The sequence below is a fragment of the Rhodoferax sp. ZS1R8 genome (genome assembly GCF_056521325.1).
In genome coordinates this window covers 361,442-385,316 of sequence record NZ_JBWMBA010000003.1, presented here as the reverse complement: position 1 = coordinate 385,316, position 23,875 = coordinate 361,442, and the positions used below count along the sequence as shown (strand labels likewise).

At 62.0% G+C, this 23,875-nt stretch carries 23 protein-coding genes; 12 read left to right on the top strand and 11 right to left on the bottom strand.

The features are described from left to right. Window positions 1-11 precede the first annotated feature (11 nt). Window positions 12-1,598, bottom strand: coding sequence for an FAD-binding domain-containing protein (locus AC097P_RS12705; protein WP_479610782.1), 1,587 nt, complete (start codon window positions 1,596-1,598; stop codon window positions 12-14). 5 nt (window positions 1,599-1,603) lie between these two features. Then, a complete protein-coding gene (locus tag AC097P_RS12700) occupies window positions 1,604-1,897 on the bottom strand; it encodes a TIGR03643 family protein (protein ID WP_479610781.1) in 294 nt (97 codons plus the stop codon). A 161-nt stretch (window positions 1,898-2,058) separates the two neighbouring features. On the opposite strand from AC097P_RS12700, the gene AC097P_RS12695 reads away from it, so the two are divergent. Together AC097P_RS12695 and AC097P_RS12690 are read left to right on the top strand one after the other, a co-directional pair. Then, complete coding sequence (locus AC097P_RS12695) at window positions 2,059-2,478, top strand: BLUF domain-containing protein (RefSeq protein ID WP_479610780.1); 420 nt, start codon at window positions 2,059-2,061, stop codon at window positions 2,476-2,478. 211 nt (window positions 2,479-2,689) lie between these two features. Next, window positions 2,690-5,062, top strand: a complete 2,373-nt coding sequence (locus AC097P_RS12690; protein WP_479610779.1) for a putative bifunctional diguanylate cyclase/phosphodiesterase — start codon at window positions 2,690-2,692, stop codon at window positions 5,060-5,062. On the opposite strand, the gene AC097P_RS12685 is transcribed toward AC097P_RS12690, so the two are convergent. The 3 genes from AC097P_RS12685 to AC097P_RS12675 are packed head-to-tail and all read right to left on the bottom strand — an operon-like array spanning window position 5,059 to window position 8,447. After that, window positions 5,059-6,921 carry a M48 family metallopeptidase gene (locus tag AC097P_RS12685; RefSeq protein ID WP_479610778.1) on the bottom strand — a complete coding sequence of 621 codons (1,863 nt, stop codon included), beginning with the start codon at window positions 6,919-6,921 and terminating at the stop codon, window positions 5,059-5,061. The two genes, AC097P_RS12690 and AC097P_RS12685, sit on opposite strands and share 4 nt — an antisense overlap. A 39-nt stretch (window positions 6,922-6,960) precedes the next feature. After that, a complete protein-coding gene (locus tag AC097P_RS12680; RefSeq protein ID WP_479610777.1) occupies window positions 6,961-7,767 on the bottom strand; it encodes an MBL fold metallo-hydrolase in 807 nt (268 codons plus the stop codon). A 17-nt stretch (window positions 7,768-7,784) separates the two neighbouring features. After that, a complete protein-coding gene (locus AC097P_RS12675; protein WP_479610776.1) occupies window positions 7,785-8,447 on the bottom strand; it encodes a DJ-1/PfpI family protein in 663 nt (220 codons plus the stop codon). Between the two features lie 190 nt (window positions 8,448-8,637). Here AC097P_RS12675 and AC097P_RS12670 point away from each other — a divergent pair, with 190 nt between their 5' ends. Together AC097P_RS12670 and AC097P_RS12665 are read left to right on the top strand one after the other, a co-directional pair. Further along, on the top strand, window positions 8,638-9,576 hold the full coding sequence (locus tag AC097P_RS12670) for a GlxA family transcriptional regulator (RefSeq protein ID WP_479610775.1): 939 nt from the start codon (window positions 8,638-8,640) through the stop codon (window positions 9,574-9,576). 50 nt (window positions 9,577-9,626) lie between these two features. Beyond that, entirely contained in the window at window positions 9,627-10,106 is a 480-nt protein-coding gene (locus tag AC097P_RS12665) for a pilin (RefSeq protein WP_479610774.1), read from the top strand. Window positions 10,107-10,133: 27 nt separating this feature from the next. Here AC097P_RS12665 and AC097P_RS12660 read toward each other — a convergent pair whose 3' ends face one another. Then, window positions 10,134-10,703 carry a hypothetical protein gene (locus AC097P_RS12660; RefSeq protein ID WP_479610773.1) on the bottom strand — a complete coding sequence of 190 codons (570 nt, stop codon included), beginning with the start codon at window positions 10,701-10,703 and terminating at the stop codon, window positions 10,134-10,136. A 114-nt stretch (window positions 10,704-10,817) separates the two neighbouring features. Next, complete coding sequence (gene pdxR, locus AC097P_RS12655; protein ID WP_479610772.1) at window positions 10,818-12,281, bottom strand: MocR-like pyridoxine biosynthesis transcription factor PdxR; 1,464 nt, start codon at window positions 12,279-12,281, stop codon at window positions 10,818-10,820. A gap of 71 nt (window positions 12,282-12,352) precedes the next feature. Here pdxR and AC097P_RS12650 point away from each other — a divergent pair, with 71 nt between their 5' ends. Genes AC097P_RS12650 through AC097P_RS12640 form a run of 3 tightly spaced genes read left to right on the top strand, consistent with a single transcriptional unit; the run spans window position 12,353 to window position 13,722 of the window. Next, the gene (locus AC097P_RS12650) at window positions 12,353-12,820 is read left to right on the top strand and encodes an OsmC family protein (protein WP_479610771.1); all 468 of its coding nucleotides are present in this window, start codon (window positions 12,353-12,355) and stop codon (window positions 12,818-12,820) included. A 30-nt stretch (window positions 12,821-12,850) separates the two neighbouring features. Continuing rightward, window positions 12,851-13,492 carry an FMN-binding negative transcriptional regulator gene (locus AC097P_RS12645; protein ID WP_479610770.1) on the top strand — a complete coding sequence of 214 codons (642 nt, stop codon included), beginning with the start codon at window positions 12,851-12,853 and terminating at the stop codon, window positions 13,490-13,492. Continuing rightward, the gene (locus tag AC097P_RS12640; RefSeq protein ID WP_479610769.1) at window positions 13,489-13,722 is read left to right on the top strand and encodes a hypothetical protein; all 234 of its coding nucleotides are present in this window, start codon (window positions 13,489-13,491) and stop codon (window positions 13,720-13,722) included. Before AC097P_RS12645 ends, AC097P_RS12640 begins: the two co-directional genes overlap by 4 nt. Before the next feature lie 11 nt (window positions 13,723-13,733). Here the strand turns inward: AC097P_RS12640 and AC097P_RS12635 are convergent, their stop codons facing one another. The 3 genes from AC097P_RS12635 to AC097P_RS12625 form a co-directional block, all read right to left on the bottom strand. Further along, the gene (locus AC097P_RS12635; RefSeq protein ID WP_479610768.1) at window positions 13,734-14,345 is read right to left on the bottom strand and encodes a class I SAM-dependent methyltransferase; all 612 of its coding nucleotides are present in this window, start codon (window positions 14,343-14,345) and stop codon (window positions 13,734-13,736) included. Between the two features lie 45 nt (window positions 14,346-14,390). Next, complete coding sequence (locus AC097P_RS12630; RefSeq protein WP_479610767.1) at window positions 14,391-15,560, bottom strand: HD-GYP domain-containing protein; 1,170 nt, start codon at window positions 15,558-15,560, stop codon at window positions 14,391-14,393. Between the two features lie 111 nt (window positions 15,561-15,671). Further along, a complete protein-coding gene (locus AC097P_RS12625) occupies window positions 15,672-16,112 on the bottom strand; it encodes a hypothetical protein (RefSeq protein WP_479610766.1) in 441 nt (146 codons plus the stop codon). Window positions 16,113-16,467: 355 nt separating this feature from the next. Between AC097P_RS12625 and urtA the strand changes: the two genes are divergently transcribed. From urtA to urtE, 5 genes are all read left to right on the top strand, one after another. Beyond that, window positions 16,468-17,739, top strand: coding sequence for an urea ABC transporter substrate-binding protein (gene urtA, locus AC097P_RS12620; RefSeq protein ID WP_479610765.1), 1,272 nt, complete (start codon window positions 16,468-16,470; stop codon window positions 17,737-17,739). A 161-nt stretch (window positions 17,740-17,900) separates the two neighbouring features. Then, window positions 17,901-19,469, top strand: a complete 1,569-nt coding sequence (urtB, locus tag AC097P_RS12615; protein WP_479610764.1) for an urea ABC transporter permease subunit UrtB — start codon at window positions 17,901-17,903, stop codon at window positions 19,467-19,469. Then, window positions 19,466-20,590, top strand: a complete 1,125-nt coding sequence (gene urtC, locus AC097P_RS12610) for an urea ABC transporter permease subunit UrtC (RefSeq protein ID WP_479610763.1) — start codon at window positions 19,466-19,468, stop codon at window positions 20,588-20,590. Before urtB ends, urtC begins: the two co-directional genes overlap by 4 nt. Next, a complete protein-coding gene (urtD, locus tag AC097P_RS12605; protein WP_479610762.1) occupies window positions 20,587-21,468 on the top strand; it encodes an urea ABC transporter ATP-binding protein UrtD in 882 nt (293 codons plus the stop codon). The genes urtC and urtD overlap by 4 nt, the downstream gene beginning before the upstream one ends. A 2-nt stretch (window positions 21,469-21,470) precedes the next feature. Next, complete coding sequence (gene urtE, locus AC097P_RS12600) at window positions 21,471-22,163, top strand: urea ABC transporter ATP-binding subunit UrtE (RefSeq protein ID WP_479610761.1); 693 nt, start codon at window positions 21,471-21,473, stop codon at window positions 22,161-22,163. Here the strand turns inward: urtE and AC097P_RS12595 are convergent. After that, entirely contained in the window at window positions 22,160-23,818 is a 1,659-nt protein-coding gene (locus AC097P_RS12595) for a response regulator (RefSeq protein ID WP_479610760.1), read from the bottom strand. The two genes, urtE and AC097P_RS12595, sit on opposite strands and share 4 nt — an antisense overlap. Between the last annotated feature and the right edge of the window lie 57 nt (window positions 23,819-23,875).

Here is a 23,875-nt window from a genome sequence, read left to right as displayed (position 1 = left end):
AGTGCGACGGGTTATGCGAAAAGATCGCCCTGCGGGGGTGGTGGGGTGGGGTCCTTGAGCGTCCGCTTCTCAAGACGTCTGGATGCTGTCGAAGATGCGGTCTTGCGCGGCTGCCCAGTCTGGGGCAAACCACTTTTGCGCGAGCCATGTTTGGCCTGCACCGTAGTGGCCTCTGCGCGTGCCGCCTCGGTGGTGCGCAGGCCATACATGCGGTCCTTGGCTGCCTTCATGGCCAGCTTGTCGTCGACGACAGGGGCAGGGTAGTCCACGCCGATCTGGCACCCTGCCAGGTGCTGCACGCTGGCGTCCATCTTCCACGGCTCGGGCAGATACGGCAGTGGCACCTTGGACAACTCGGGCACCCACCGGCGTATGAACAGGCCTTGCGGGTCCTGGTCTTGCGCCTGCTTGGTCGGGGAGTAAATGCGCAGTGTGTTGATACCGGTGGTGCCACTTTGCATCTGCATCTGGCTCCAGTGGATGCCGGGCTCATAGTCCAGAAACTGGCGTGCCAGAAACAAGCCTGGCAGTCGCCAGTGCAGCCACAGGTGGTAGCTGGCAAAGCTGACCAGCATGGCCCGCATGCGGAAGTTGAGCCAACCGGTTGCCACCAGCGAGCGCATACAGGCGTCCACCATCGGGTAGCCGGTGCGGCCTTCGCACCACGCGGCAAAGTGTTCGTCGTTGAATTCGCTCTCACGCAGCCCGTCACAGACGCGGGCAAAGTTGTGGAACTCTATGCCCGGTTCGTCTTCCAGCTTTTGCATGAAGTGGCAGTGCCAGCGCAAGCGTCCCGCAAAGCCGCGCAGCGCGTAGGCCAAATCGCGGTCGGGCGTGTGGCCAATCGCCACCTCAGTGGCTTGGTGCACGGTGCGCATGGATACGGTGCCGAATGCCAGGTGCGGGCTCAGGCGGCTGCAGCCATCCTCGGCGGTCAGGGGGCTGGACAGCGCCTTGCGGTAGTCATAGCCGCGTACTTGCAAGAAGCTTTTCAGCGTGCTGCGCGCAGCTTTTTCTCCTGCGGCCTGCAGCTGCTTGCCGTGCTGCGCAAGCCCCAAGTCTGACAATGTCGGAAGATCGGGTTGGTCCAGCGGTGCCGCGGCAGTAAACCTGTTGTTGCCCAGGCGCTGCAGCGGCGCATCCATACGCGCTTGCCAGCGCCGCGCCCAACCCGCGCGGTCGCCCAGGCGGCGCACCACTCCGGTCTGTGTAAATTCCTGCCATTGCACGCGCTGCGATTGGCACCATTCGGCCACCTGCAGATCGCGCGTGTAAGACCATCCAGGACCTGTTTCCTCGTGGCTCAGCAAATGCGTGAAATCCACTTCCGCGTGTAATTGCGCCAGCACCGCTACGCAGGAGCCCACACGCACCAGCAGTGGCATGCCCCGCTGGGCCAGCGCGGCGCGCAACTCGGCCAGGCAGCGCAGCGCAAAGTCCACGTGGCTGGCGTCGCACTCGGGGCTTTGCAGCCACTCGGGTTCGACGACAAACACCGCGAGTGCACGCGGGTGCGATTGCGCGGCCACCAGCGCCGCATGGTCGTGGATGCGCAGGTCCCGCTTGAACCAGACCAGAGCACATTGCACGTCGGTCACGCTTGCTACTGCCGGGTATGGGTAGCGCAGTGGCGCAAAAACGCTGCACCGCGCAGCGCTGCGTGTTTGGTTACCCGGCCTGCCATCCGTTTACGCCACATCCGAAAGGACGAGGGTTTCATATGCAGCCGCATCAATGCCACCACAGCAGGTTCGTCCAGCCCGAACTGGACCGCAATTGCTTCAAACGCGGTGCGGTCTTCCCAGGCCATTTCAATGATGCGTGAGATGTCCGCGGCGCTGTGCGGAGGCGCGTACCAGGGTTGGCTAGTTTCGGTTTTGTTGCGACGTGAAGACATGCCAGATTTTGGCGTCTTATGCCAGACGCGGTGCAGTGATCGGAAATTGCCCAGTGAATAATGCTGGTACAAAGGCATTGCCGACGTTTTTGGTATCGTCCACGGCCCAACGGCAAAACCATGCTGGCTAGCGCCAGTTTTCACACACGAACTCCATAGCCATGCTCGTACAACTCACCTATGCCAGCAAGACAGCAACCATCTTGGGGCCGGGGGACGTCAAAGACATCCTGCAAAGCTCCGCCCGCAACAACCAGAACGCTGGCGTTACCGGAACCTTGTGCCTGGCCAACGGCATTTTTCTGCAGCAGCTTGAAGGCGATCGCCAAGCCGTCAACGCGCTGTACCACCGCATCCTGAAGGATCCCCGGCATAAGGAGCCGGCCGTGCTGGACCTCGCAGAGATCCCGGTGCGGCAGTTTGGCAGCTGGGCCATGGGTCTGATTGCCGCAACGCAGGAAAACCGTCAGCTGTTCCTCAAATACTCCAGCACGGCAGAATTCGACCCCTACAAGATGAGCACCTCCACGCTGCGGGCCTTCTTCTCCGAGGTGATCCAGAACGCGCGCTGGCTGTCTTGACCGAGATGTGAATCGGGCTGTAGCCCTCGTGCAGTAAGCGTAACCAGCTATGAATTGTGTAGCATCTAGGGGTCTTCGCTTGGGCGCGCGGTAGTCCCCGCTGCACGGCTGAAGGCACCACCGTGGCGCGCGCTGCACCAAAATAGGCCAAAGAAGCCAACAAAGGGCAGGGTGGTGCAGCCTTTGGCTCAATAGCGTGGCCTTCTGTGGCATGGAACGTGCTGCCGATGTGGGCATGGCCAACCTGAACGATTTCACGCAGACCATCCTCGGGGCAATGCGCATCGGGAATCCGCCGACAGCCCGAGTCCCCGGCGGGACCGCACTGTCGTACGCGCTGTCGCAGGCTCTCACCCAAGGCGCCTCACCCAGCGCGCTGGAAGAGGCGGCGGGTTTTGGCCGGTGGTGGTTTGACCCTGCGTCGTCGCATATCGTGTTGTCCGCGTTGGCTGCGCGCTACCTGCAGGTGGAGTCGCTGCACCATACCGGTTTGGACAGCTGCTTCATCCACGTGGTGTCCGACGACATGCTGGACCTGATTGCCCAGTTGCACCCCGCGGAACAGCGCTCAGAGCGCAATGATTTCCGCGTCATTAGCCCGGTGGAGGGCATGCGCTGGCTGCGTATGACGCACTTGCCACAAGACCCCGCCAACCCTGGCCTGGTCAGCGGCATTTTGGCCGATGTGACGCCACTCAAGCATGCCGCCATGCGGGAGCGCCTGGGCTTTGAGTTGACCGAGTTTCTGGTCGGCACGCACCCGCTAGGCGATGCCATCACCAATGTGATCCAGCTGATCTGCAAAAACCTGGGCTGGGATTGGGGTGCCTACTGGGCGGCCGAGCCGGCAGCAGACCCTTCGCCGCGCCTGACCTGCAAATACTTCTGGCACCAGCCTGAGCTGGACCTGGCCTCGTTCGGGGCCGAGAGTGCCCGCCTGTCGTTGGCCCCCGGTGAAGGTCTGGTGGGTGCGGTGTGGCACAGCGGCAAGCCGGATTGGGTGGAGGACATGGTCAATGACCTGCGCTTCTCGCAGCGCACCAATGACCGCGAATGCAAGCTGTGGTCGGGCTACGTGTTCCCGGTGACGTACGTGTCGGCCGATGGCCATACACACAGCCCCGGCGTGCTCGAGTTTTACAGTTGCCTGTCCCGCCAACCCGAGGCCCAGTTGCCCAAGGTGTCGGCCAGCATCGGTGCTTTCATCGCCCAGATGGCACAGCGCATTGAGCACCAGGCCACCGTTTTGTACCTGGCCCAGGTTGACACGCTGACCGGGCTGGCCAACCGCAACCATTTCCACGAGCTGGTGAGTCAGGCCTGTGCCGATGCAAGCAAGGACAACGGCGCCTTTGGGTTGGCCTTTATCGACCTGGACCGGTTCAAGCCCATCAATGATGCCTTTGGCCACGAGGCCGGCAACCAGGTGCTGCGCGAGTTTGCGCAACGTCTGCGTGCGCTGGCTCCGGACGGCAGCAAGGTGAGCCGGCTGGGTGGCGATGAATTCGCACTGCTGATACCCGCACATGCGCTCCCAGGGGCGGCCGACTTGCTGGAGCACATCCTGCAGGCCGCGCGCGCGCCGTTTGTCTACGAAGGCATTGAACTCACCGTGTCGGCCAGCGTGGGCGTCAGCACCTTCCCGCAGTGTGGTGAAACCTGCCCGGCGCTGCTGCAAAGCGCCGATGCGGCCATGTACCGTATCAAGAACAACGGGCGCAACGGTTGTCACTTCTCTTCCGTCAGCAACACGCATGCGCTGGCCCAGCAGCAGTCGTCCATCGCCCAACGCCTGGCGCTGGAAACCGAGCTGCACCATGCGCTGGATGCCAACGGCTTGTGCCTGGTCTACCAGCCGATATTCGACATTTCCAAAGGTCGGCTGGCTTCGGTTGAGGCGCTGGTGCGCTGGCGCAAGCCCGATGGCAGCATGGTGCCGCCCGATGTGTTCATCCCCATCGCCGAGCAAAGCCATTTGATCGTGCGCATTGGCAAGTGGGTGCTGGGGCAGGCCTGCCATGACCTGGCGGTGCTGGACGCAGCGGGCTTACATACGCTGAAGGTGCACGTCAACATGGCTGCACCCGAGTTCTCCAACAAGAGCCTGCCGGACGAGTTGCTTGCGCTGGTGGGCGCGCATGGGCTGGAGCCACACCGCCTGTCGTTGGAGCTGACTGAGGGCATGCTGATGACGCGACCGGACCAGGTGATACCGGTCATGCGTTCACTGCGCCAACTGGGCTTCGGCATCAGCCTGGATGACTTTGGCATGGGGCATTCGTCGCTGGCGCTGCTGAAGAACCTGCCGATTTCGTCGCTGAAGATAGACCGCTCGTTTGTGCGCGATCTGCCCCAGCAACGCAACGACCGCGCCATCGTCAAAACCATTGTGGACCTGGGGTGCCAGATGGGCCTGCAGGTGATCGCAGAAGGGGTGGAGACTGCGCCCCAGCTGGACATCCTGCGCCAATCGGGCTGCAGCCTGATACAGGGCTACCTGCTGGACCGCCCCATGGGCTTGGCTGAGTTGCTGGAGAAGTATCCGACCGACCGGCCCCAGGGTGCTGCTGCAGGTTCAGACTAGTTCAAGGCCCGCACATAGAGTGCGTCAAACGCATTCTTCTGTATGTCCTGCAGCGTCGGCGAATGTCCGGCCCATAGCACCAGCACCGGGCCTGGCAGGTCCAGTGTGCGTTCCAGGTTGCGGCACAGGTCATAGCGGTCTTCGTCGGCCATGCCGGGCAGCTCCACGAACAGGACGTAGCAGCGCCGGTAGGCAAACTCCTTGAGCGCCTTGCGCACCAGCCAGGCGCGCTGAACGGGCTTGCAGCGTGCCAGGTCGGACTGCACTTCACCCTTTTCAAAATCGTTGAGGTCGTGGCGCGTGATGGAGTGGAAGCACGGCGTGTCCGTCATCTCATTCCAGGCCCGCTGCTCGGCTTCGTCGGCCTGCCGCAGGCGTTCGCGCCACAGCTTCAGCGCCTTCTCATCGAGCTGGCCGGCGGCGACGCTCTTCTCCAGCATGCGCACGGCGGTGCGGCAAGCCCACCACTTGTGGGCGGCGCTGGTTTCAAACAGTTGTGTCAGGCACTGGATGCGGCCCGCGAAGTCGGTCTCGGGCAGGCAGTTCACCAGGCCGCGCAGGGCCGCAGCGTGACCGGGCGTGATCTGTAGCGCAAGCTCGTAGCAGCCGCGCACGTCGGCTTTGGCATCCAGGCGGCGTTGCAGGTCGCCCAGTTGCGCCATCTCGTCGGCATTGTTGCGGCGGATGCTGGCGGCCAAGGTGTCGATCTGCACCTGCACGCGCTGCAGGTAGGCATGGTGCAGCTTCCAGTCGGTGGCGTTGTCGCGGCACCATTCCCTGTCAAAGTGGGCCAGCCATTTGATGGCGCTAGGCCCCAGCAGTTCGACGGCAGGGCGGGTGGACCAGGCAGGTAGCTGCTTGGCCACCTTCAGCGCTTCCAGCCGGTCGCGCAGCACGGGGTGGGTGTCGTCCTCGTCGCTCAGTTGCACCAGAGACTGGCGCAGCGCATCGCGCGCAAAGTCGTCTGCCACCGGTTGCACCAGCAGTGTGCGCATGGCCGTGAAAGGGCCTACGGGCTGCGGGCTCTTGGCAGCAGCACCCCAGTGCAGGGGCCAGAACGCCGTGTTGAGCCACTGGCCCTTGATGGCGATCTCGGTCAGCGCGGCACCCGCCACATCACGCCCCAGCAGCTTGCCCGCAATGCGGTCGGCCTCGTATTCGTCCTGGCGCGCCAGCGCAAAGGTCTTGGCCATGAAGCGCGGAAAGTACCAGCGCAGAAAAGCCTGCGTGGCCGCGGCGACGACGCCGGAGTCATCGCGCATGCCGTGCTCCAGCTTCATCCAACTCAGCCGGGTGCGGTAGATCCACGCGGCAAACTGCCCGTGGCCGCCGCGCAGGTGGCCGTATTCATGCGACATCACGGCCAGAAACCGCGGCCGGTCTATGGCCAGTAGCAGCGGCAGGCCAATCGTCAGGTAATTGGTGGCGCCACCAAACAGGCCGTAGCGCGGCAGTTGGCTGATGCTGGCGTTGAAGCTGCCATCCAGCAGCACGTGGTCTATCGCCGGGCCTTTGGTCTTTTTGCGGATGCGGGCCAGTGCTTCAAACAGCGCGGGTGCATCGGCCGCCGTCAACTCCGTGCCTTTGGGCGCATCCAGGCGCAGCCACAGCGCGTGCAGGCTGGTCCACAACAGGCCGCCACCGGTGATTAGCAGCACGAAGTGAAAGCCCTTGAAGCGACCCTGGGCCATGGACGCCAGCGTCCACACCAGCATGGCAATGGACACGGCAAAGCAGCCCACCACCCACAGGTAGCCCAGCGCCACAAATCCCGCCACGCTGCGGCGGTAGGCGGCACTGTCTTCGGCGCTGGCATGTTCGCTCAGGCGTACCAAATGAATGAAATCAGCTCGTTCCACTGCGCCCCCTTTTTGAGGCGGTATCTTAGCCGCAGGGGCTCAGGCCGCCGCCGACTCAGTCTGGGTTTGTTGCAGCGCCATCCGTTGCCCATCCGCCGGCACGCGCAGGCGGTGGCTGACACCTGCCCGTCGCGCGGCGGCCATCAAATCCGTTCGTGTCACCGGGCAGTGGCTAATGGCCTCCAGATGGTTGGCCACCACGGTGCCGGTTGCGAGCCGCGTGAACGCGATCACATCCTCCACGCCCATGATGATGTCACCCCCGATGTCAAAGCGGGCGCCACCGGCCGGCACCACGCTGACATCGGGTTGGTGCTGGTGCACAAAGTCGCGCACCCGCTGCGTCAGTACCGTGTCGCCGGCCAGGTACAGGCTGGGCTCGCCCGGCATTTCCAGAAGATAACCGACACCGTGTTCCATCATGCGGCCCACCAGGCCCTCGCCGTGGGTGCAGCGCACGGTGCGGATGCGGCCTTCAAAGAACGGCTGGGGCTGGTCGTGGCCTTCCGGCAGGGACTGCACGTTCAGGCCGCGTTTGCGCAGATAGTCGGCGTCGTGCGGTGTGCAGATGACAGGCGTTTGTGTCTCGCGCAGCCACTGCTTGCCGTAGCCGTCCAGATGGTCAAAGTGTCCTTTCTGGCAGTGGGTGATCAGGCAATGTGTGACCTGGGCCAGCGCGGCGTCAGTTGCATCCGGCAGGTCCACGGTCGGGTTGCGCAGGCGCTTGCCGTCCAGCAGGCGCAGTGGTGGCAGTGCGCCGCGCGGTGCCAGCATGGGGTCCACCAGGATGTTGCGGCTACCCATGTGCACGATGACCGTAGCGTTGCGGAGTTGGGTGATGTGCATGGTGTGCTCTCCTGGCGTTAGAAGGCGGGCGCAAGCGCTGCAATGCGTTGCGGGCCATCCTCTTCAAATGCGCGGATCAGCGCTTGCGCTGCTGCGGACGCAGTGTCAGGCGTGCCGTTGCCAAAGGGCGGGTCCGGGTAGTACTCAATGCCAAGCTGGATGGTCTTGGCCACGTCTTCTCCGGCGATCAAGCCGGCCAGGTACAGACCCGCGTCAATGCTGGCCGACACGCCGGCGCCGGTGACGAGCTTGCCATCGCGCTGGTAGCGCGCCGTGCCCACCTTGGCACCATAGGCCGCGACACGTTCACGGGCAAACCAGTTGGTAGTGACGTTGAGCCCGTCTATCAGGCCCGCTGCACCCAGCAACTCCACACCGTTGCAGATGCCCACGGTCCAAGTGGACGTGGCGTGCAGGCGGCGAATGGTGTCTAAAACGGCAGGGTCGTGCAGGGCTTTCTCCACACCGGGGCCACCGGGTACATACAGGATTCCGGTATCGGTGGTTTCCGCCAGCGTGCGGTAGGCGTGCAGGGCCAGGCGACGGGTGTCGGCAAACACCGGTCCGGTACGCGCGGCAATGAACTCGGTGGTGATGCCGGGCACATTGGCCAGCACCTCATAACCGCCGACGATGTCGAGCGCGGTAAAGCCGTCAAACAGAACAATGGAGAGGCGCATGGTGTTTTCACTTCCTTCTTGGGGTGTGTGGAGCGGGGCGCTGCACCATTGCATTGTCAAATCGACAGGTGTTGGAGTAGCATGGCGCTATTGCCGTATTTAATGGTGTTATCGCCAAATGCCTGCCAAGCGTCCCTCATCTCCAAAAACCAGACCTCTGCGTATTGCCATCCTGGCGTATGCGGGCTGCATGGCAACCGAAATCTTTGCCGTGGCCGATGTGCTGCTGATCGCAAGCCACGTTGCACATGCGATGCGCAAGACGTCTGCACCACCGTTTGACGTGCAGGTGGTGGGCCTGGGTGGGCGCCACGTTGCGGTGGCGGGTGGCTTCTCAGTCGGTGCGCAGCGGCCGGTGGGCGCATACGATTTGTTGGTCGTGCCCGGGCTGGAGATTCGCCGGCTGGATGAATGGGATAGCAAGCTCGCCCCCCTGCGCCGGGAGCTGGCTTTTATCCGCAAAAGCTTCGCCAGTGGCACAGCGGTCGCGTCTGTCTGCATCGGCACGTTTCTGCTGGGCGAGGCCGGTCTGCTGGATGGCCGCAAGGCCACGACGGCCTGGCTGTGCGCCACAGAGCTTGCGGCCCGCTACCCCACAGCATTGCCCAGTGCCGACGCCGTGTTGGTGGAAGACGGTGCGGTCACCACCACCGGTGCCGTCAGCTCCGCATTTGATCTGGGTATTCATCTGGTGAAGAAGACGCTGGGCGCGGACGTTGCCACTGCCACCGCGCGGCTGGCCCTGTTGTCCCAGCCGCGCGCCAGCCAGGCACCGTTTGTGGACAGCGCGCTGTTGGGCCCGGCAAACCTGCCAAACTTTGCAAGCAGCGTGGCGCAGTGGCTGACCGTGCGTTTGACCGAAACCTACGATCTGGACCGCCTGGCCCAGGCCTTCCATGTCAGCACGCGCACCCTATTGCGCCGCGTTAAAGCGCAGACTGGTGGTTCGCCGCTGGCCCTGCTGCAGCAAGCCCGGGTAGACAAGGCCAAGCAGTTGCTCAGCGACAGCGACCGCAGCATTGCGCAGATCACCGAAGCCGTGGGTTATGCCGATGTGCCCACCTTTTCGCGCCTGTTTGCCAGCCGCGTGGGGGAGACCCCAGCGCGGTATCGGCGCAGGCAGGCGTGAGGGGCATGGCATAGCGGTGACAATATGCCAGCAAAACTGCAGGCTTCCGCATGAAAACACAAAACCAGGGATTTACGCTGATCGAAATGTTGATGGTCGTCGCCGTCATCGCGATCCTGGCGCTCATTGCCTTGCCCAGCTACCAGGGCAAATTGGTGCGCGACCAGATCGTCGAGGGCAGCGCGCTGGCCAACCTGGCCAAAGGCCCCATTGCCGCCGCCTGGGCTACCAGCAAAATGCTGCCGGTGGACAACACCAGCATCGCGCTGCCGGTACCGGACAAGATCGTCAGCAACCTGGTGCGTGCGGTTACCGTGCAGGATGGCGCCATCCACATCACTTTCGGCAACCGCGCCAATGGAAACCTTAAAGACAAGACGCTGACACTGCGCCCGGCGGTTGTCGAAGACGCGCAGATGGTGCCCGTCGCCTGGGTCTGCGGCGCTGCCAGCGCGCCAGACAAGATGACGGTGCATGGCGAGAACAAGACCGATATTGCCAAGGAGTATTTGCCGCTCAACTGCCGTTGATGTGGCCCAGTCGCAGACCTCCGCGGATCAATCGCAACGGCTGTGGTAATTCTCCTCAAAACGCCGCAAATCGGCCTTTTCACCGTCGGTCAGGTCGGTACGGGCTCGTTTGTTGTACAGAATGCGTTTGGATTCGCCACATTGCTGCTGCTGGATCAGCGTGCGCTCCTTGTTCAGGTTTTCCGCTTCCTTGGCCTCGGTGATTTTTTCCTTGCTGTCTTTGCGCTCTTGCCGAATCTTGGCATTGGCCTCGCTTTCTTCCTCTGCGCACTGTTGGGCGTATTCCCGTTGCATCTGGTTGATAGTGTCGTACTTCAGACCCTGTGTCGCTGCCGTGCGCATCGCGTCGTTGAGCGAAGCGCAACGAGCACTCAAATATTTGAGGGTGGCTGGCGCAGGGGGTGTTCTGGGGGGCGAGGGCTCATAGACTTTTTGCGTCGGCGCCGGACCGTAGTACACGATGTTATTGCTGGGGCAGGGCTGCGCGGACTGGTAAGTTCGCCCATTGGCGGTGCAGGAGTAGCGGGATTGCGCCTGCGTGCCGGTGCACACGCCTGCCAAGGTCGTGGCCAACACGATCAAATATGCGATTCTCACAACTTCCTTAAGCCTTTTCTTTTCCATTTGGGGCGTCAAATCTTAGCAGCATGGGTGCCGACGCACGCCCTGCGCCAGGTTCGCAGGCTGGCCTGATCGGTTCGTACCGGCGCGCTATGGATGCCGCAAAAGCCTTCCCAACGTTTTCGCCGCCGTCCGCAGCTCCGCTGTGTCATACCCCGCGTAACCGAACAACCACCCCCGGCGCTGTGAAGCGATGGTGTAGCGCGACAGTGGCGCCAGCAGAATGCCGGCTTCCTGCGCGCGGGCAGACAGTGTCTGGTCATCCTGGCCGGCGGGCAGTTCGTGCACCAGGTGCATGCCCTGGTCGCTGGGCTGCAGCACCAGCTGGCCCTTGCTGGCTTTGGCCAGGGCCTCGATCAGCACCTGCTGGCGCTGCGGGTACAGCTCGCGCATGCGGCGCAGGTGGCGCAGCAGGTGGCCTTCGGTGATGAAGCGGGCCAGCACGTCTTGCGCGTCCCCAGGCGCGTGGCGATCGGTCAGCGCGCGAGCCATCGCAAAGGCGCTGGCCAGTGCGTGCGGCAGCACGATGAAACCCAGGCGCAATCCGGGGTGCAGCGTTTTGGAGAACGTGCCCACGTACAGCACGCGCTGCGCATGCGGCAGGCTGCACAGCGCGGGCAGGCGGTGCGTGCCGTACTGGAATTCGCCGTCGTAGTCGTCCTCCACAATCCAAGCGTGTTGGGCATTGGCCCAGTCCAGCAGGGCCAGGCGCCGCTGCAGGCTCATGCGCACACCGGTTGGGAACTGTGACGTGGGTGTCACGACGACCATCCGCGCTGCAGGCCACACTGATGCGGCTTGCTCCACGATCAGGCCTTCGCCATCCACGGGCACCGGCCGCACCGTCACGCCGTGGCCCGCCAGACTGGCGCGTATGCCGGGGTAGCCCGGGTCTTCGACCCAGGCCTCGTCGCCCACATCGAGCAGTAGCCGCCCCACCAGGTCTATGCCCTGCTGCGAGCCCGAGCACACCACGACCTGCGCCGCCTCGCAACGTATGCCGCGCGACACCCACAGCCACTGTGCAATCGCATCACGCAGCGCGGGAGAGCCGGCAGGGTCCAGGTATTGGGCCTGGGCCATGCGCTGCTCTTTGGAAGCCTGGCGGGCGAGCCGATCCCACACGGCAAATGGAAACGTTGCGATCTCGGGCGCACCAATACGAAAGGGCTTGGCCGCGACCAGCGGCGGATTCCAGCGGGACACCGTGTCGGCCACCAACTGCCCGCGCTGCGACAGACCCGCCGCGACCGGTGGGCGCAAACCTTTGGTTGCCGCGCCGCAGGACACCAGGGCGCCAAGGTTGTCGGCCACATAGCTACCATCGCCGACCCGCGCAACGACATAGCCTTCGGACTGCAGTCGCTCCAGCGCCCACACCACGCTGTTGCGCGACACGGCAAGCAGGGCTGCCTGTTCGCGCGAAGCGGGTAGGCGCGCGCCGGGCTTGAACGTGCCCTGTTCGATGGCGCGGCGCAGTTCCAGGTACACCTTCTGGCGTACGGTCTCGGCATGGGGTTTTGGGCGCGGCGGATTGGTTCTTCGGATCACCATGAATTGGCCCCTTGACAACTGGAAAATATTCGTAAACTGAGGAACCACTCTACCAGTACAACCGTACCACCATGGCCCAACACAGCAGCACCATCCACTGGCAGCGCGACGCCGACGCAGCCTTCGTCGACCACCGCTACAGCCGCGCCCATACCTGGCACTTTGATGGCGGCGCGGTCGTACACGGTTCGTCATCGCCCCATGTCGTGCCCTTGCCGTATTCCGATGCCGCGGCGGTCGACCCCGAAGAGGCCTTTGTCGCATCGCTGTCCAGCTGCCACCTGCTGTGGTTTCTGGATATTGCCGCCCGCGCCGGCTGGGTCGTGGACAGCTACCGTGATGAGGCAACCGGCACGCTTGCGCGCAACGCACAGGGTCAGCAGGCGATGACCCAGGTTGTGCTGCGTCCAGCCGTACAGTTTGCGGGTGGCGAGGCGCCCACGGCAGAGGAACTGCAGGCCCTGCACCACCGCGCCCACGCGTCCTGTTTCATCGCCAACTCCGTGAAGACCGAGGTACTGTGCGAGCCCGTCCTCTGACCGACGCAACAAAGAAAGGCCCAACCACCCATGACCTATCTGCCACCCCATTTCGCCGAGACCGACGCCGCCACGCTGCACGCCCTGGTGCGCGCCCACCCGCTGGCCACCTGGGTGGTGCAGCATGAAGGCGAACTGCTGGTCAACCACATACCGATGCTGCTGGATGCGGAGCGCGGTGAGCACGGCACGCTGGTCGGCCACGTGGCCCGTGCCAACCCGGTGTGGCAGGCGCTGGCTGCCGGTGCGCCATCGGTTGCCGTGTTCGCCGGGGCGCAGGCCTATGTGTCACCCAACTGGTACCCCAGCAAGCACGCCAACGGCATGGCCGTGCCTACCTGGAACTACGCCACTGTGCATGCCCACGGCGTGCCCCAGGCCTTTGAGGATGCCGAGCGCGTGCTCGACGTGGTGACGCGGCTGACGCAAACGCATGAGGCCGGCCAGGCGCTGCCCTGGCAGGTGTCGGATGCGCCGGCCGATTACATCCACAAACTCTTGCGCGTCATCGTGGGCATCGAGATACCCGTGCAGCGCTGGATTGGCAAATGGAAGGTCAGTCAGAACCGCACTGCAGCCGACCAGCAGGGCGTTGCCGCAGGGCTGGCAGGCCAGAGTGGCGAGGGCGCGGCGCACATGGCCGCGCTGGTGCAGCAGAGGATCAAGGCATGACAACAACCGTCACCGTGGACGCCCTGCAGGCATTCGACTACGCAGCTTGGCAGCGTCTGGGCGAGGGCTACAACACATTTTACGCGCGCGCATTGCCGCAGGCCACCTACGCGCGCACCTGGGCACGCCTTATGGCGGAGACGGCTACGACTATGCCTTGGGTTAAAGCTTTATGCCAAATTGGTCTGCAGCCCCCGTACAGTGAGCGTAAGCAGCTATCGAAATCGTAGCATTTTTAGCACTAGGCCCGCCACACGCTGGCCAGCCAGGGCTGCTGTTCCAGCGGCAAACCCGGTGGCCGGTAGTAGTGCATCAGTTCCGTAAAGCCCGCCGCCACCATGTAGGCACGCCAGGCGGCGATGTCATGGTATGCGCCGTACCGTTCACCGTTGAAGCCCTCTTCGTTGTTCCCCCGCGGGTTAGAGCTGAACAAGACGCCCCCCGACTTCAGCGTGGCGTGCAATGCGGCCAGCACCCGCGGCAGTGCATGGCTGGGTACGTGGAACAGGGATGCGTTGGCAAACACGCCGTGAAAGCGCTGGTCGGGCAGTTCCAGTGCCAAAAAGTCCTGATGCCACACCATGCATCCGCTGTAGGCGCGCGCCATTTCAACGAAACGGGCCGCGCCTTCCAGCCCGACGGCGGTGTGGCCTAAGGCTGCAAAGGCTTGGAGATCTCGGCCTGGGCCGCAACCAAAGTCCAGAATAGTGAATGGTGGGGTGGCCGTAATGTGCCGCAACAGCGCGTCTATGTTCTGGCGTACATCGTGGTCGCGCGTTCCGGCAAAGAAGTCTTCGGCGTGCTGGTTGTAGTGGTTCAGCGTGCGCTGGCTGGTTCCATGGTCTTCGTGCATGCACCAGAGGATACCTGCCCCGAAACTATGTGGGTGCCATCCCTGTTACGTGTGGGGTGCGATGGAGTAGCCGTACAGACGCTCTGGCGCCAACCGTTTGAGCATGGATTTGTCGCCCACCGCTTCCAGAATGGCAAACTCGGCCGAGCCTGTATCGTGGCGCACGGTCTTGGCGACGGGATGCCCCAAGCGGTCAGTAATGGAGGCCACTATAGGCGCGCGGGCGTTGGTCGTTCGTTGCACCACGACGCCTAGTTCACCCGACGCGAGGCGGACAAAGTCACCCGGGGGGTAGATGCCGAATTCCTTTATCAGTGCGGTTGAAAGCGGTCCGCCCTTGTCTTCTTTATAGAGTTGGGCCACTGCCTCTTTGGGCGCCAATGCGGCGCGCAATGTGCGAGGACTGATCTTCGCGGTGAAGATGTCAGCCATACGCAGTACTGCAGCCGCAGTGGAAATATCGGTGCGGCCCTCTGGGTAGCCGGTGCCGTCTGCGTGCTCGTGGTGTTGCGCCACCGCGGCCAACCAGTCCTGATCGGTTACGCCGCTATTTTTCAAAGCCTCTACGGCTTGCGTTGGGTGCATCAGCAGAGCTTCTCTTTGCTTGTCACGGGGAGGGTGGTCTTGCGCCGCCATCTGTCCTTGCAATTCGAATATGGCCATGTTCATGGTCAACGCGGCCTTCACCAGGCTCATTTGTTGCGAAACGGGCCAATCCAGGTGGCGCGTAATCAAAACGCACAGAACTGCCGAGTACAAGGCATGGTTGTATCCGTAGTAAAAGTTTTGCGCGTGCTCTTGGCGGACCGCGCGGTAAATCGCGATGTCTGGATTTATGTCAAATATCTCGACGATATGCGTCGCAAACGCTTCCATGCGCTCAGCAAAGTTGGATTCGGGTGTTAGATCGGACAGCAGTGTTTTGAGACCCTCCGGCGTTTTAGCCCACAAATCAAAGACACTCGTCGGTACCTCTGGCTCGTTTCTCGGGTCTCCCGTGGAAACCAGAAGCTTTTCGCGGGCTGCTTCGACCAAAGCAGTGCGCACCTCTTCTTCGTCCACAAAAGCGCCTCGTGCTAGCAAGGCATCGAGTTGGTGGGCATCTTCAACCACATGCCCTTTGGACAGCAATAATGTGGTGTTTGAATCCCGAATGCTCCACGGCAAAGTCATGCCGAGTTGGACCTTGGAGCGGGGAAGTGGCAATAGCTTCATCAGGACACTATCCCACTGATCGGCGTGTGCCACTGCCGGAAATTGGATGGGTATCGCAGTCCATCTCCAGATACTATACCCTCGGTTATCATTTGTATAGCATCGAACCCCTCACTCAACGTCCTCTGCACGGCGGTTGCGGGATCGTTGCAGAAGCAAAGCCATCAGCAGCGCTGCGGCCGCAGAGCCGGCCATAACGGGCGATGCGCCCAGCATGTCGGTCAGCCCGTCTACGGCATGCATGCTGACTTGCTGCACATAGTCCACAAGCGTAATGACATCGCTAGGCTGTACGCTCTGCGCGTCTTCCAGTCGCACATGCAGGTCAGACCAACCACTACGAAAACGGATGTTGGCAAAGATACCGTTGGCCACGGCCACCACGGACAGGACACCCAAGGGCTTGAGCAGATGCTCCAACAGGCGGCGGCGCTCGGCCGGCGGAGCGATCGCATAGACCTGACCCACAAGTTGCGCAATGGTCGCTTCGGACGCGGTGGTTTTGGACGAGGAGAAGACGGCAGACGCCGGGGGCGGAGTTTCGCGGTTCATGTTTTTCCTTCAATGGGAGCACAGCTGCCGGAGGCGCCAACTCCAGAGTTGGTTTCAAAACAGGAGGGTGCAAGAGTAACCCAGAGTAGGCCTCTTGAAAGTATCAATTTATTGTTGAAATGCAACGCCGTGTAAACGCCGTGAAGAGTGTCTGTACGTTGACAAACGCACGGCTCGCAAGCGCGAGTTCAGATGCCGGCGCTTCTGTGATGAGGGTGCACCCATACGCCACTCGGCGTATTCCGCTTCCCCCCGTCCTTCCCTACAGTGAAGCCATCGTTACGCAAAGGCCTGTGCTTGTCGCAGCCGCCGCGCAGCGAAGCTGGTTTCTCTTTAACTTCGGAAGGTCACATCCATGCAGTCTACGAACTCACGCCGGTTTACCCTGAAGGCGCTTACCGCTGCCGTCGCTCTCACCACGCTGACCGCAGTGCCAGCGTTTGCCGCTGACACCATCAAGGTTGGCATTTTGCACAGCCTGTCGGGCACCATGGCCATCTCCGAAACCGTGTTGAAAGACACCGTGCTGATGGCGATCGACGAAATCAACGCCAAGGGCGGCGTGCTGGGCAAGAAGCTCGAACCCGTGATCGTCGACCCCGCGTCCAACTGGCCGCTGTTCGCTGAAAAGACCAAGCAGTTGCTGGGCCAGGACAAGGTCTCGGTGATCTTTGGTTGCTGGACATCGGTGTCGCGCAAATCGGTGTTGCCTGTGGTTGAAGAGATGAACGGCCTGCTGTTCTACCCCGTGCAGTACGAGGGTGAAGAGCTGTCCAAAAACGTGTTCTACACCGGTGCCGCGCCTAACCAGCAAGCTATCCCTGCAGTCGACTACCTGATGAGCAAAGAAGGTGGCGGCGCCAAGCGCTGGGTGCTGCTGGGCACCGACTATGTGTACCCCCGCACCACCAACAAGATCCTGCGTGCTTACCTGAAGAGCAAGGGCGTGAAGGAAACCGATATCGATGAAAAGTACACACCGTTCGGCCACTCTGACTACCAGACCATCGTGGCTGACGTGAAGAAATTCGCGGCCGGTGGCAAGACCGCTGTGGTGTCCACCATCAACGGTGACTCCAACGTACCCTTCTACAAAGAACTGGGCAATGCCGGCCTGAAGGCCAAAGACGTGCCCGTGGTGGCATTCTCCGTGGGTGAAGAAGAGCTGCGCGGCGTGGACACCAAGCCACTGGTCGGCCACCTGGCGGCCTGGAACTACTTCCAGTCCATCAAGAACCCCGACAACACCGCCTTCATCAAGAAGTGGTCTGACTATGCCAAGGCCAAAAAGCTCCCTGGTTCTGACAAGCCTTTGACCAACGACCCCATGGAAGCCACCTATATCGGCATCAACATGTGGAAACAAGCGGTTGAAAAAGCCAAGTCCACCGACACCGACAAGGTTATCGCAGCCATGGCTGGCCAGACCTTCAAGGCACCCAGCGGCATCGTGAGCAAGATGGATGAGAAGAACCACCACCTGCACAAGAGTGTGTTCATTGGCGAAATCAAGGCCGACGGCCAGTTCAACGTTGTGTGGAAGACCCCCGGCCCTGTGAAAGCCAAGCCATGGTCTCCATACATCGAAGGTAATGACAAGAAGCCCGACGAACCGGTAGCAAAGTAAGGCGTTAGCCTACTGCGCGGCCTGATCTGAAGCCTTGCAGTGCTCACCGTACAGCAGTACGGTTCCGCGCTTCAGGCCCCACCTCAGGTCGCTCGCTACGGCTACCACCTCACTTTGAGAGGGCGCCTTATGAGATTACAGGTTCAGTCATGCCACATCGAATGTCCAGATTGCTTGCAGCTGCTGCTATTTTTATAGCAGGTCACGCTTATTCCTTAACGGCTGAAACCGCAAAAGCCATCGTCGCTGGCGAAAGTGACGACCGCGTTGCAGCCCTGCGCGCAGCGGTAGCTGGTGCCGATGAAAAGACGGTGCAATTCATCCAGGCCTTGTCGGATGACGCGGTCAAGGTCGTGGCAGGCAAGCCGATGGTAGTAAAGGACGACAAGGCAGTAGACCCCGTGACGGGTGCTGAGTCCGCATTGCCGGACACCGCCGAAGACGTGATGAACAACAACCGCATGCGCGGTGAACTTGACAGCGCGTTGGCCACGCTCAAGCTGCTGTCGCCTGATGTGGCGGTGCGTGCCGAGGCCATCAAGACGCTGCAGGGCGAGGTCGAAGAGAGCAAGCTGCTGATGCTGGACAAGGCCTTTGCGCAGGAGACCGTGCCCGAGCTGAAGGACCGCCTGGGCCTGCTGCGCGCCGCTGCACTGCTGAGCAGCGCGGATTCCGCCAAGCGCCTGGAGGCGGCCAAGCTGCTGGCCGACAGCCCGCAGGCTGCCACCAAAACGCTATTGATTGAACGCCTGCAGGTGGAGGCCGATGCTGGCGTCAAAGCCGCCTTGCAGATGAGCCTGGGCAAGGTGGAATCACGCCTGGCCTGGGGCGACCGCCTGGGCGCCATCTTCAGCGGCATCAGCCTCGGGTCGATCCTGCTGCTGGTGGCCCTGGGTCTGGCCATCACGTATGGGCTGATGGGCGTGATCAACATGGCCCACGGCGAGCTGATGATGATTGGTGCCTACGCCACCTATGTGGTGCAGGGCCTGTTCCAGAAATATTTGCCGGGAGCATTTGACTGGTACCTGCTGGCCTCCGTGCCGGTAGCATTTTTGGCATCTGCCCTGGTAGGCGCCGCGCTGGAGCGCAGCGTGATCCGCTTCCTGTATGGCCGCCCGCTGGAGACGCTGTTGGCCACCTGGGGCATCAGCCTGATGCTGATGCAGCTGGTTCGCACGATCTTCGGCGCGCAAAACGTGGGCGTGGAAAACCCGAGCTGGATGAGCGGTGGTGTGCAGTTGATGGGCAATTTGTCTCTGCCCTACAACCGGCTGGTGATTGTGGGCTTTGCGATTGCGGTGCTGGCAGGGGTGTGGTTCCTGATCGAGAAAACCCGGTTGGGCCTGTTTGTGCGCGGCGTCACGCAAAACCGCCCCATTGCCAGCTGCATGGGCGTTAACACCGCGCGCATCGACACCTATGCCTTTGCACTGGGCTCGGGCATCGCAGGTCTGGCCGGCTGCGCGCTGAGCCAGGTGGGCAATGTGGGGCCGGACTTGGGACAGGGCTACATCGTCGATTCCTTCATGGTGGTGGTGCTGGGTGGTGTGGGCCAATTGGCCGGCACTGTGTATGCGGCGCTGGGGTTGGGCATCTTGAATAAATTTTTGGAGGGCTGGACCGGTGCGGTGCTGGCCAAGATTGCCGTGCTGGTCTTCATCATCATCTTCATCCAAAAGAGACCCCAGGGCATTTTTGCGATGAAGGGCCGGAGCGCAGAAGCATGACCGCAAGCACACTTACTTTGATGCTGCCTTCCCGAGCACCGTTGTTGACGCGTACCGGCTGGGGTGCATGGCTGGTCGCGCTGATCGTGCTCTGCGCGCTGGTGCCGGTGCTGAACCTGGTCGTGCCCGCTACCAGCATCTTTCACCTAAGCGACTTCGCCGTGGGGCTGGCCGCCAAGATCATGTGTTACGCCATCTGCGCGCTCGCCATGGATTTGATCTGGGGCTACACCGGCATCCTGAGCCTGGGCCATGGCCTGTTCTTCGCGCTGGGTGGTTATGCGATGGGCATGTATTTGATGCGCCAGATCGGTACCGACGGCAACTACAAAAGCAATTTGCCGGATTTCATGGTGTTCCTGGACTGGAAGACCTTGCCCTGGCACTGGACGCTTAGCGACAGCTTCATCGCCACGCTGTTCCTGGTGGTGGCGGTGCCGGGGCTGGTGGCTTTTGTGTTCGGCTACTTTGCCTTCCGCTCGCGCATCAAGGGGGTGTATTTCTCCATCATCACGCAGGCCATGACCTTTGCCGCCATGCTGCTGTTCTTCCGTAACGAGACCGGTTTTGGTGGCAACAACGGCTTCACCGATTTCAAGCGGATTCTGGACATCCCCATTGCCACACCGAGTATGCGCATGGTGCTGTTTGTGATGACTTCCATCACCTTGTTGTCATTCTTTTTGCTGGGCCGCTGGCTGGTCAATGCCAAGTTTGGCCGCGTGTTGCAGGCCTTGCGCGATGCTGAAACACGCGTCATGTTTTCCGGCTACAACCCCATTGGCTACAAGCTCACCATATGGACCATATCCGCCATGATGTGCGGTGTCGCGGGTGCGCTGTATGTGCCGCAGGTCGGCATCATCAACCCCAGCGAGATGAGCCCGGCCAATTCGATCGAGATTGCGATCTGGGCCGCCGTGGGTGGGCGGGCCACGCTGATCGGGCCTATCGTTGGCGCCTTTATCGTCAACGGCGCCAAGAGCTGGTTGACCGTGACCTACCCCGAGTTCTGGTTGTACTTTTTAGGCGCACTGTTCATTGGTGTCACCCTGTATCTGCCGGATGGCGTAGTGGGCCTGGTGAAGAAGCTCAAAGGCATGAAGGGGGCGGCCAAATGACGCCCGGGCTGTTGGAACAAGGCGCCAAGCGGGTAGAGGCGCACAAGGTAGCGCTGGCGGCACGCACCGGCCAAACCGAGTCTGGTGGACGCACTGCAGGTATTGGCCGTGTGGTGAAGGACCGCGAGGTCGACATTACCCACGGCCGCATTTTGTATCTGGAAGATGTGCACGTCAGCTTCGACGGCTTCAAGGCCATCAACGGCCTGTCGCTGGACATTGCGCCGGGCGAGTTGCGCTGCATCATCGGCCCCAATGGGGCTGGCAAGACCACGATGATGGACATCATCACCGGCAAGACGCGGCCCAACAGCGGCACCGTGTTCTTCGGCAGCACGATAGACCTGCTGCGCTACACCGAGCCCGAGATTGCGCAACTGGGCATAGGCCGCAAGTTCCAGAAGCCCACGGTGTTTGAACAGCTCACGGTGTTCGAAAACTTGGAGCTGGCGTTGCACACCAACAAGGGTGTGAAATCGTCGATATTCTTCCGCCTGGATTCGGCGCAGGGGGACCGCCTGGCCGAGGTGCTGCACACCATCCACCTGGCGGACAGCGTAACGCGCCAGGCCGGCAACCTGAGCCATGGCCAGAAGCAGTGGCTGGAGATCGGCATGCTGCTGATGCAGGAGCCCAAGCTGTTACTGCTGGACGAGCCGGTGGCCGGCATGACAGACGAAGAAACCGAGCGCACCGCTGAACTGTTCTTGACCCTGAAGGGCAAGCATTCGCTGATGGTGGTGGAGCACGACATGAGCTTCATCCGCACCATCAGCGACATCGTCACCGTGCTGTGTGATGGATCGGTTCTCGCCCAGGGCACGCTGGACCAGGTGCAGTCGGATGAGCGCGTCATCGAAGTTTATCTAGGGCGCTGATTATGTTGAACGCGAAAAACATCAACCAGTATTACGGCGGATCACACATCCTGCGCGACGTCAGCATCGAAGCCCAACTCGGCAAGGTCACGGTCATCCTGGGCCGTAACGGCGTGGGCAAGACGACGCTGCTCAAGTCACTGATGGGCCTGGTGCCCATCAAGACGGGCTCTATCGAACTGGGTGGCAAGGCGATCCAGAAGGCCACGCCGTATGAGCGCGCGCGTGCCGGTATAGGCTTTGTGCCACAGGGCCGCGAGATCTTTGGCCGCCTGACGGTGGAAGAAAATTTGCAGATGGGCCTGGCCTACAAAAGCGCCAGCACGCCGATACCACCCGAGCTGTATGAACTGTTCCCCGTGCTCAAACAGATGCTGGGCCGCCGCGGTGGTGATTTGTCGGGCGGGCAACAACAGCAGTTGGCCATCGCCCGCGCGCTGGCGGCCAAACCGCGTGTGCTGATTCTGGATGAGCCCACCGAAGGCATACAGCCCAGCATCATCAAAGACATTGGCCGTGTGATCCGCATGTTGGCCTACCGGGGCGATATGGCGATCTTGTTGGTGGAGCAGTACTACGACTTTGCGCAAGAACTGGCCGACCACTATGTGGTGATGGAGCGTGGTGCGGTTGTTGCGAATGGATTGGGCAAGGACATGGAAGCCAACGGCGTGCGCAGGCTGGTGGCGATTTAAACCATCTGGTCGACGGGCTTGGCAGGCCCGCCGGTGCGCAGCACCAGCCCGCCGGTCTGTCGCCGTTGCTCACCCATGGCCGCCTTGACACTTTGGTTGCCGTATTGGGCGCGCAACTGCTGCAGTTCTGCGGCCAGTGCGTGTGCATGGGGGATCTTTGCCTGGTGCTTCAACAACACCTGGTGTGCGTTGTCGATCAGGCGGGCGTTCAGTGTGGTGCGGCCATGTGATACCAGTTTCTCCACCGCGGCTCCGGGGTCGCCCGCCAGGCTCAGCGCCATGGCGGACTCCGCTATCTCCAGCACTTGGGCATGGCAGGTCTGTATCTGCTGGGCATAGGGTGGATGCACTTTGGCGCAGGCGGCCAGCAGCTCGGTTTGTGAACGGTTGCTGCAAAAGCGCAGGCCAATTTTCTCCACCACCGCCTCTACCTCGTAGAGTTGTATGGTTCGTTTGGCCAGCTGTGCCACCAGGGCCAGCACATTGGTGGCAGATTCAAAATCGAACTCGCTGTTACCCACCGTCTTGGCCAGGGCGCGCACGGCATCCACTGCAGGCGCAAACTGGTTTTGCTGGATCAGACCCAGCGCCAGCACAATATCCGCCAGGCGTTTGAGGCGGGGGCTCTCCGGGCTTTTCTCGATCAGGCGGTTGAAGTCATCTGTGCAGCGCTGCAAACCCTTGCGGTCGCCACCCTCCAGCCGGGCGAAGGCCAGCAGCACCAGGCACTGGCTGTCAAACATCTTGGATTCCAGCCCCAGGCGCACGGTGCGGTCCAGCAGCTTTTCGGCCTCCACATGGTCACCGGCGTAGTAGGTCATCATGGCCAGGTTCTGCAGCCGGGTGATGGACGCCGGCGTGAGCGTGGCGGCCATCTTGTAGGTCTCCAGCGCTTTGTCCAACCGGCCCAGTTCAAACTGGGCGCGGCCCATCACATCGTATGCATCCACAAAACTGGGCTCTTCGCTGATTAAATTTTCCAGCGTGCTGGTGGCCTGGCTCACCTGGCCTGCGTCCAGCTGCGCGCGTGCCACACCCAGCCGCGCCCAGGGCAGGGTTTTGGCTGCGATGACCGCGCGGTAGACCTTTTGGGCGTCATTGGGCCGGCCCACGCGCAGCAGCAGCTCTGCGCCAACGCGTGCCGCGTATAACCAGAACTTGCCCTTGGTCTCGAAACGCTCCATGCACAGCGCAGCCGCTTCTTCAAAGCTTTCGTTCTCTATAGCAGTGAAGATGTCTTGCAGTGAGACCTTGCGCACGCGCGCCTGCAAAAGCCGGTCGCCCAGGTCTATCGCCCGGTGCGGTTTGAGCAAGTACCCATCCAGTGCCGATTCAGCAGCCTCGGCCACCCGTGCATAGGTGGCCTCACCGGTGACCATGATGAAGATGGTGGAGTAGGGCAGTAGCTGGTTACGTCGCAGGTCGTCCAGCAGGTCTTGGCCAGAGCTGGCTTCGTCGGCGAAGTGCAGTTCGCACAGTACGAAATCGAAAGCGCGAAACTCCAGTTGGCGCCGTGCATCGGCCACCCGGGAGCACTGCACAATGGCACCTACGCCAAACTCCCGCAGCTGCGACACCAGGATGGAGCGGGACGTCGGATTACTGTCCACCACCAGGGCGGAGCAGTTGGTGAAATCGTCTTCCAGAGTGTCCATCAGATCGGCACAGTGTGCTCCATAACCCTGCGAAATGCCGGGGCGCCGCGGGTGCCC

Bases quoted from the DNA above. Each gene is read 5' to 3' on its own strand.
- urtE (WP_479610761.1), top strand. From the start codon at position 21,471: ATGTTGAACGCGAAAAACATCAACCAGTATTACGGCGGATCACACATC.
- AC097P_RS12695 (WP_479610780.1), top strand. From the start codon at position 2,059: ATGCTCGTACAACTCACCTATGCCAGCAAGACAGCAACCATCTTGGGG.
- urtC (WP_479610763.1), top strand. From the start codon at position 19,466: ATGACCGCAAGCACACTTACTTTGATGCTGCCTTCCCGAGCACCGTTG.
- AC097P_RS12700 (WP_479610781.1), bottom strand. From the start codon at position 1,897: ATGTCTTCACGTCGCAACAAAACCGAAACTAGCCAACCCTGGTACGCG.
- AC097P_RS12670 (WP_479610775.1), top strand. From the start codon at position 8,638: ATGGCAACCGAAATCTTTGCCGTGGCCGATGTGCTGCTGATCGCAAGC.
- AC097P_RS12650 (WP_479610771.1), top strand. From the start codon at position 12,353: ATGGCCCAACACAGCAGCACCATCCACTGGCAGCGCGACGCCGACGCA.
- AC097P_RS12635 (WP_479610768.1), bottom strand. From the start codon at position 14,345: ATGCACGAAGACCATGGAACCAGCCAGCGCACGCTGAACCACTACAAC.
- urtD (WP_479610762.1), top strand. From the start codon at position 20,587: ATGACGCCCGGGCTGTTGGAACAAGGCGCCAAGCGGGTAGAGGCGCAC.
- AC097P_RS12625 (WP_479610766.1), bottom strand. From the start codon at position 16,112: ATGAACCGCGAAACTCCGCCCCCGGCGTCTGCCGTCTTCTCCTCGTCC.
- AC097P_RS12630 (WP_479610767.1), bottom strand. From the start codon at position 15,560: ATGAAGCTATTGCCACTTCCCCGCTCCAAGGTCCAACTCGGCATGACT.
- urtB (WP_479610764.1), top strand. From the start codon at position 17,901: ATGTCCAGATTGCTTGCAGCTGCTGCTATTTTTATAGCAGGTCACGCT.
- AC097P_RS12645 (WP_479610770.1), top strand. From the start codon at position 12,851: ATGACCTATCTGCCACCCCATTTCGCCGAGACCGACGCCGCCACGCTG.
- urtA (WP_479610765.1), top strand. From the start codon at position 16,468: ATGCAGTCTACGAACTCACGCCGGTTTACCCTGAAGGCGCTTACCGCT.
- AC097P_RS12680 (WP_479610777.1), bottom strand. From the start codon at position 7,767: ATGCACATCACCCAACTCCGCAACGCTACGGTCATCGTGCACATGGGT.
- pdxR (WP_479610772.1), bottom strand. From the start codon at position 12,281: ATGGTGATCCGAAGAACCAATCCGCCGCGCCCAAAACCCCATGCCGAG.
- AC097P_RS12640 (WP_479610769.1), top strand. From the start codon at position 13,489: ATGACAACAACCGTCACCGTGGACGCCCTGCAGGCATTCGACTACGCA.
- AC097P_RS12595 (WP_479610760.1), bottom strand. From the start codon at position 23,818: ATGGACACTCTGGAAGACGATTTCACCAACTGCTCCGCCCTGGTGGTG.
- AC097P_RS12675 (WP_479610776.1), bottom strand. From the start codon at position 8,447: ATGCGCCTCTCCATTGTTCTGTTTGACGGCTTTACCGCGCTCGACATC.
- AC097P_RS12690 (WP_479610779.1), top strand. From the start codon at position 2,690: ATGGAACGTGCTGCCGATGTGGGCATGGCCAACCTGAACGATTTCACG.
- AC097P_RS12665 (WP_479610774.1), top strand. From the start codon at position 9,627: ATGAAAACACAAAACCAGGGATTTACGCTGATCGAAATGTTGATGGTC.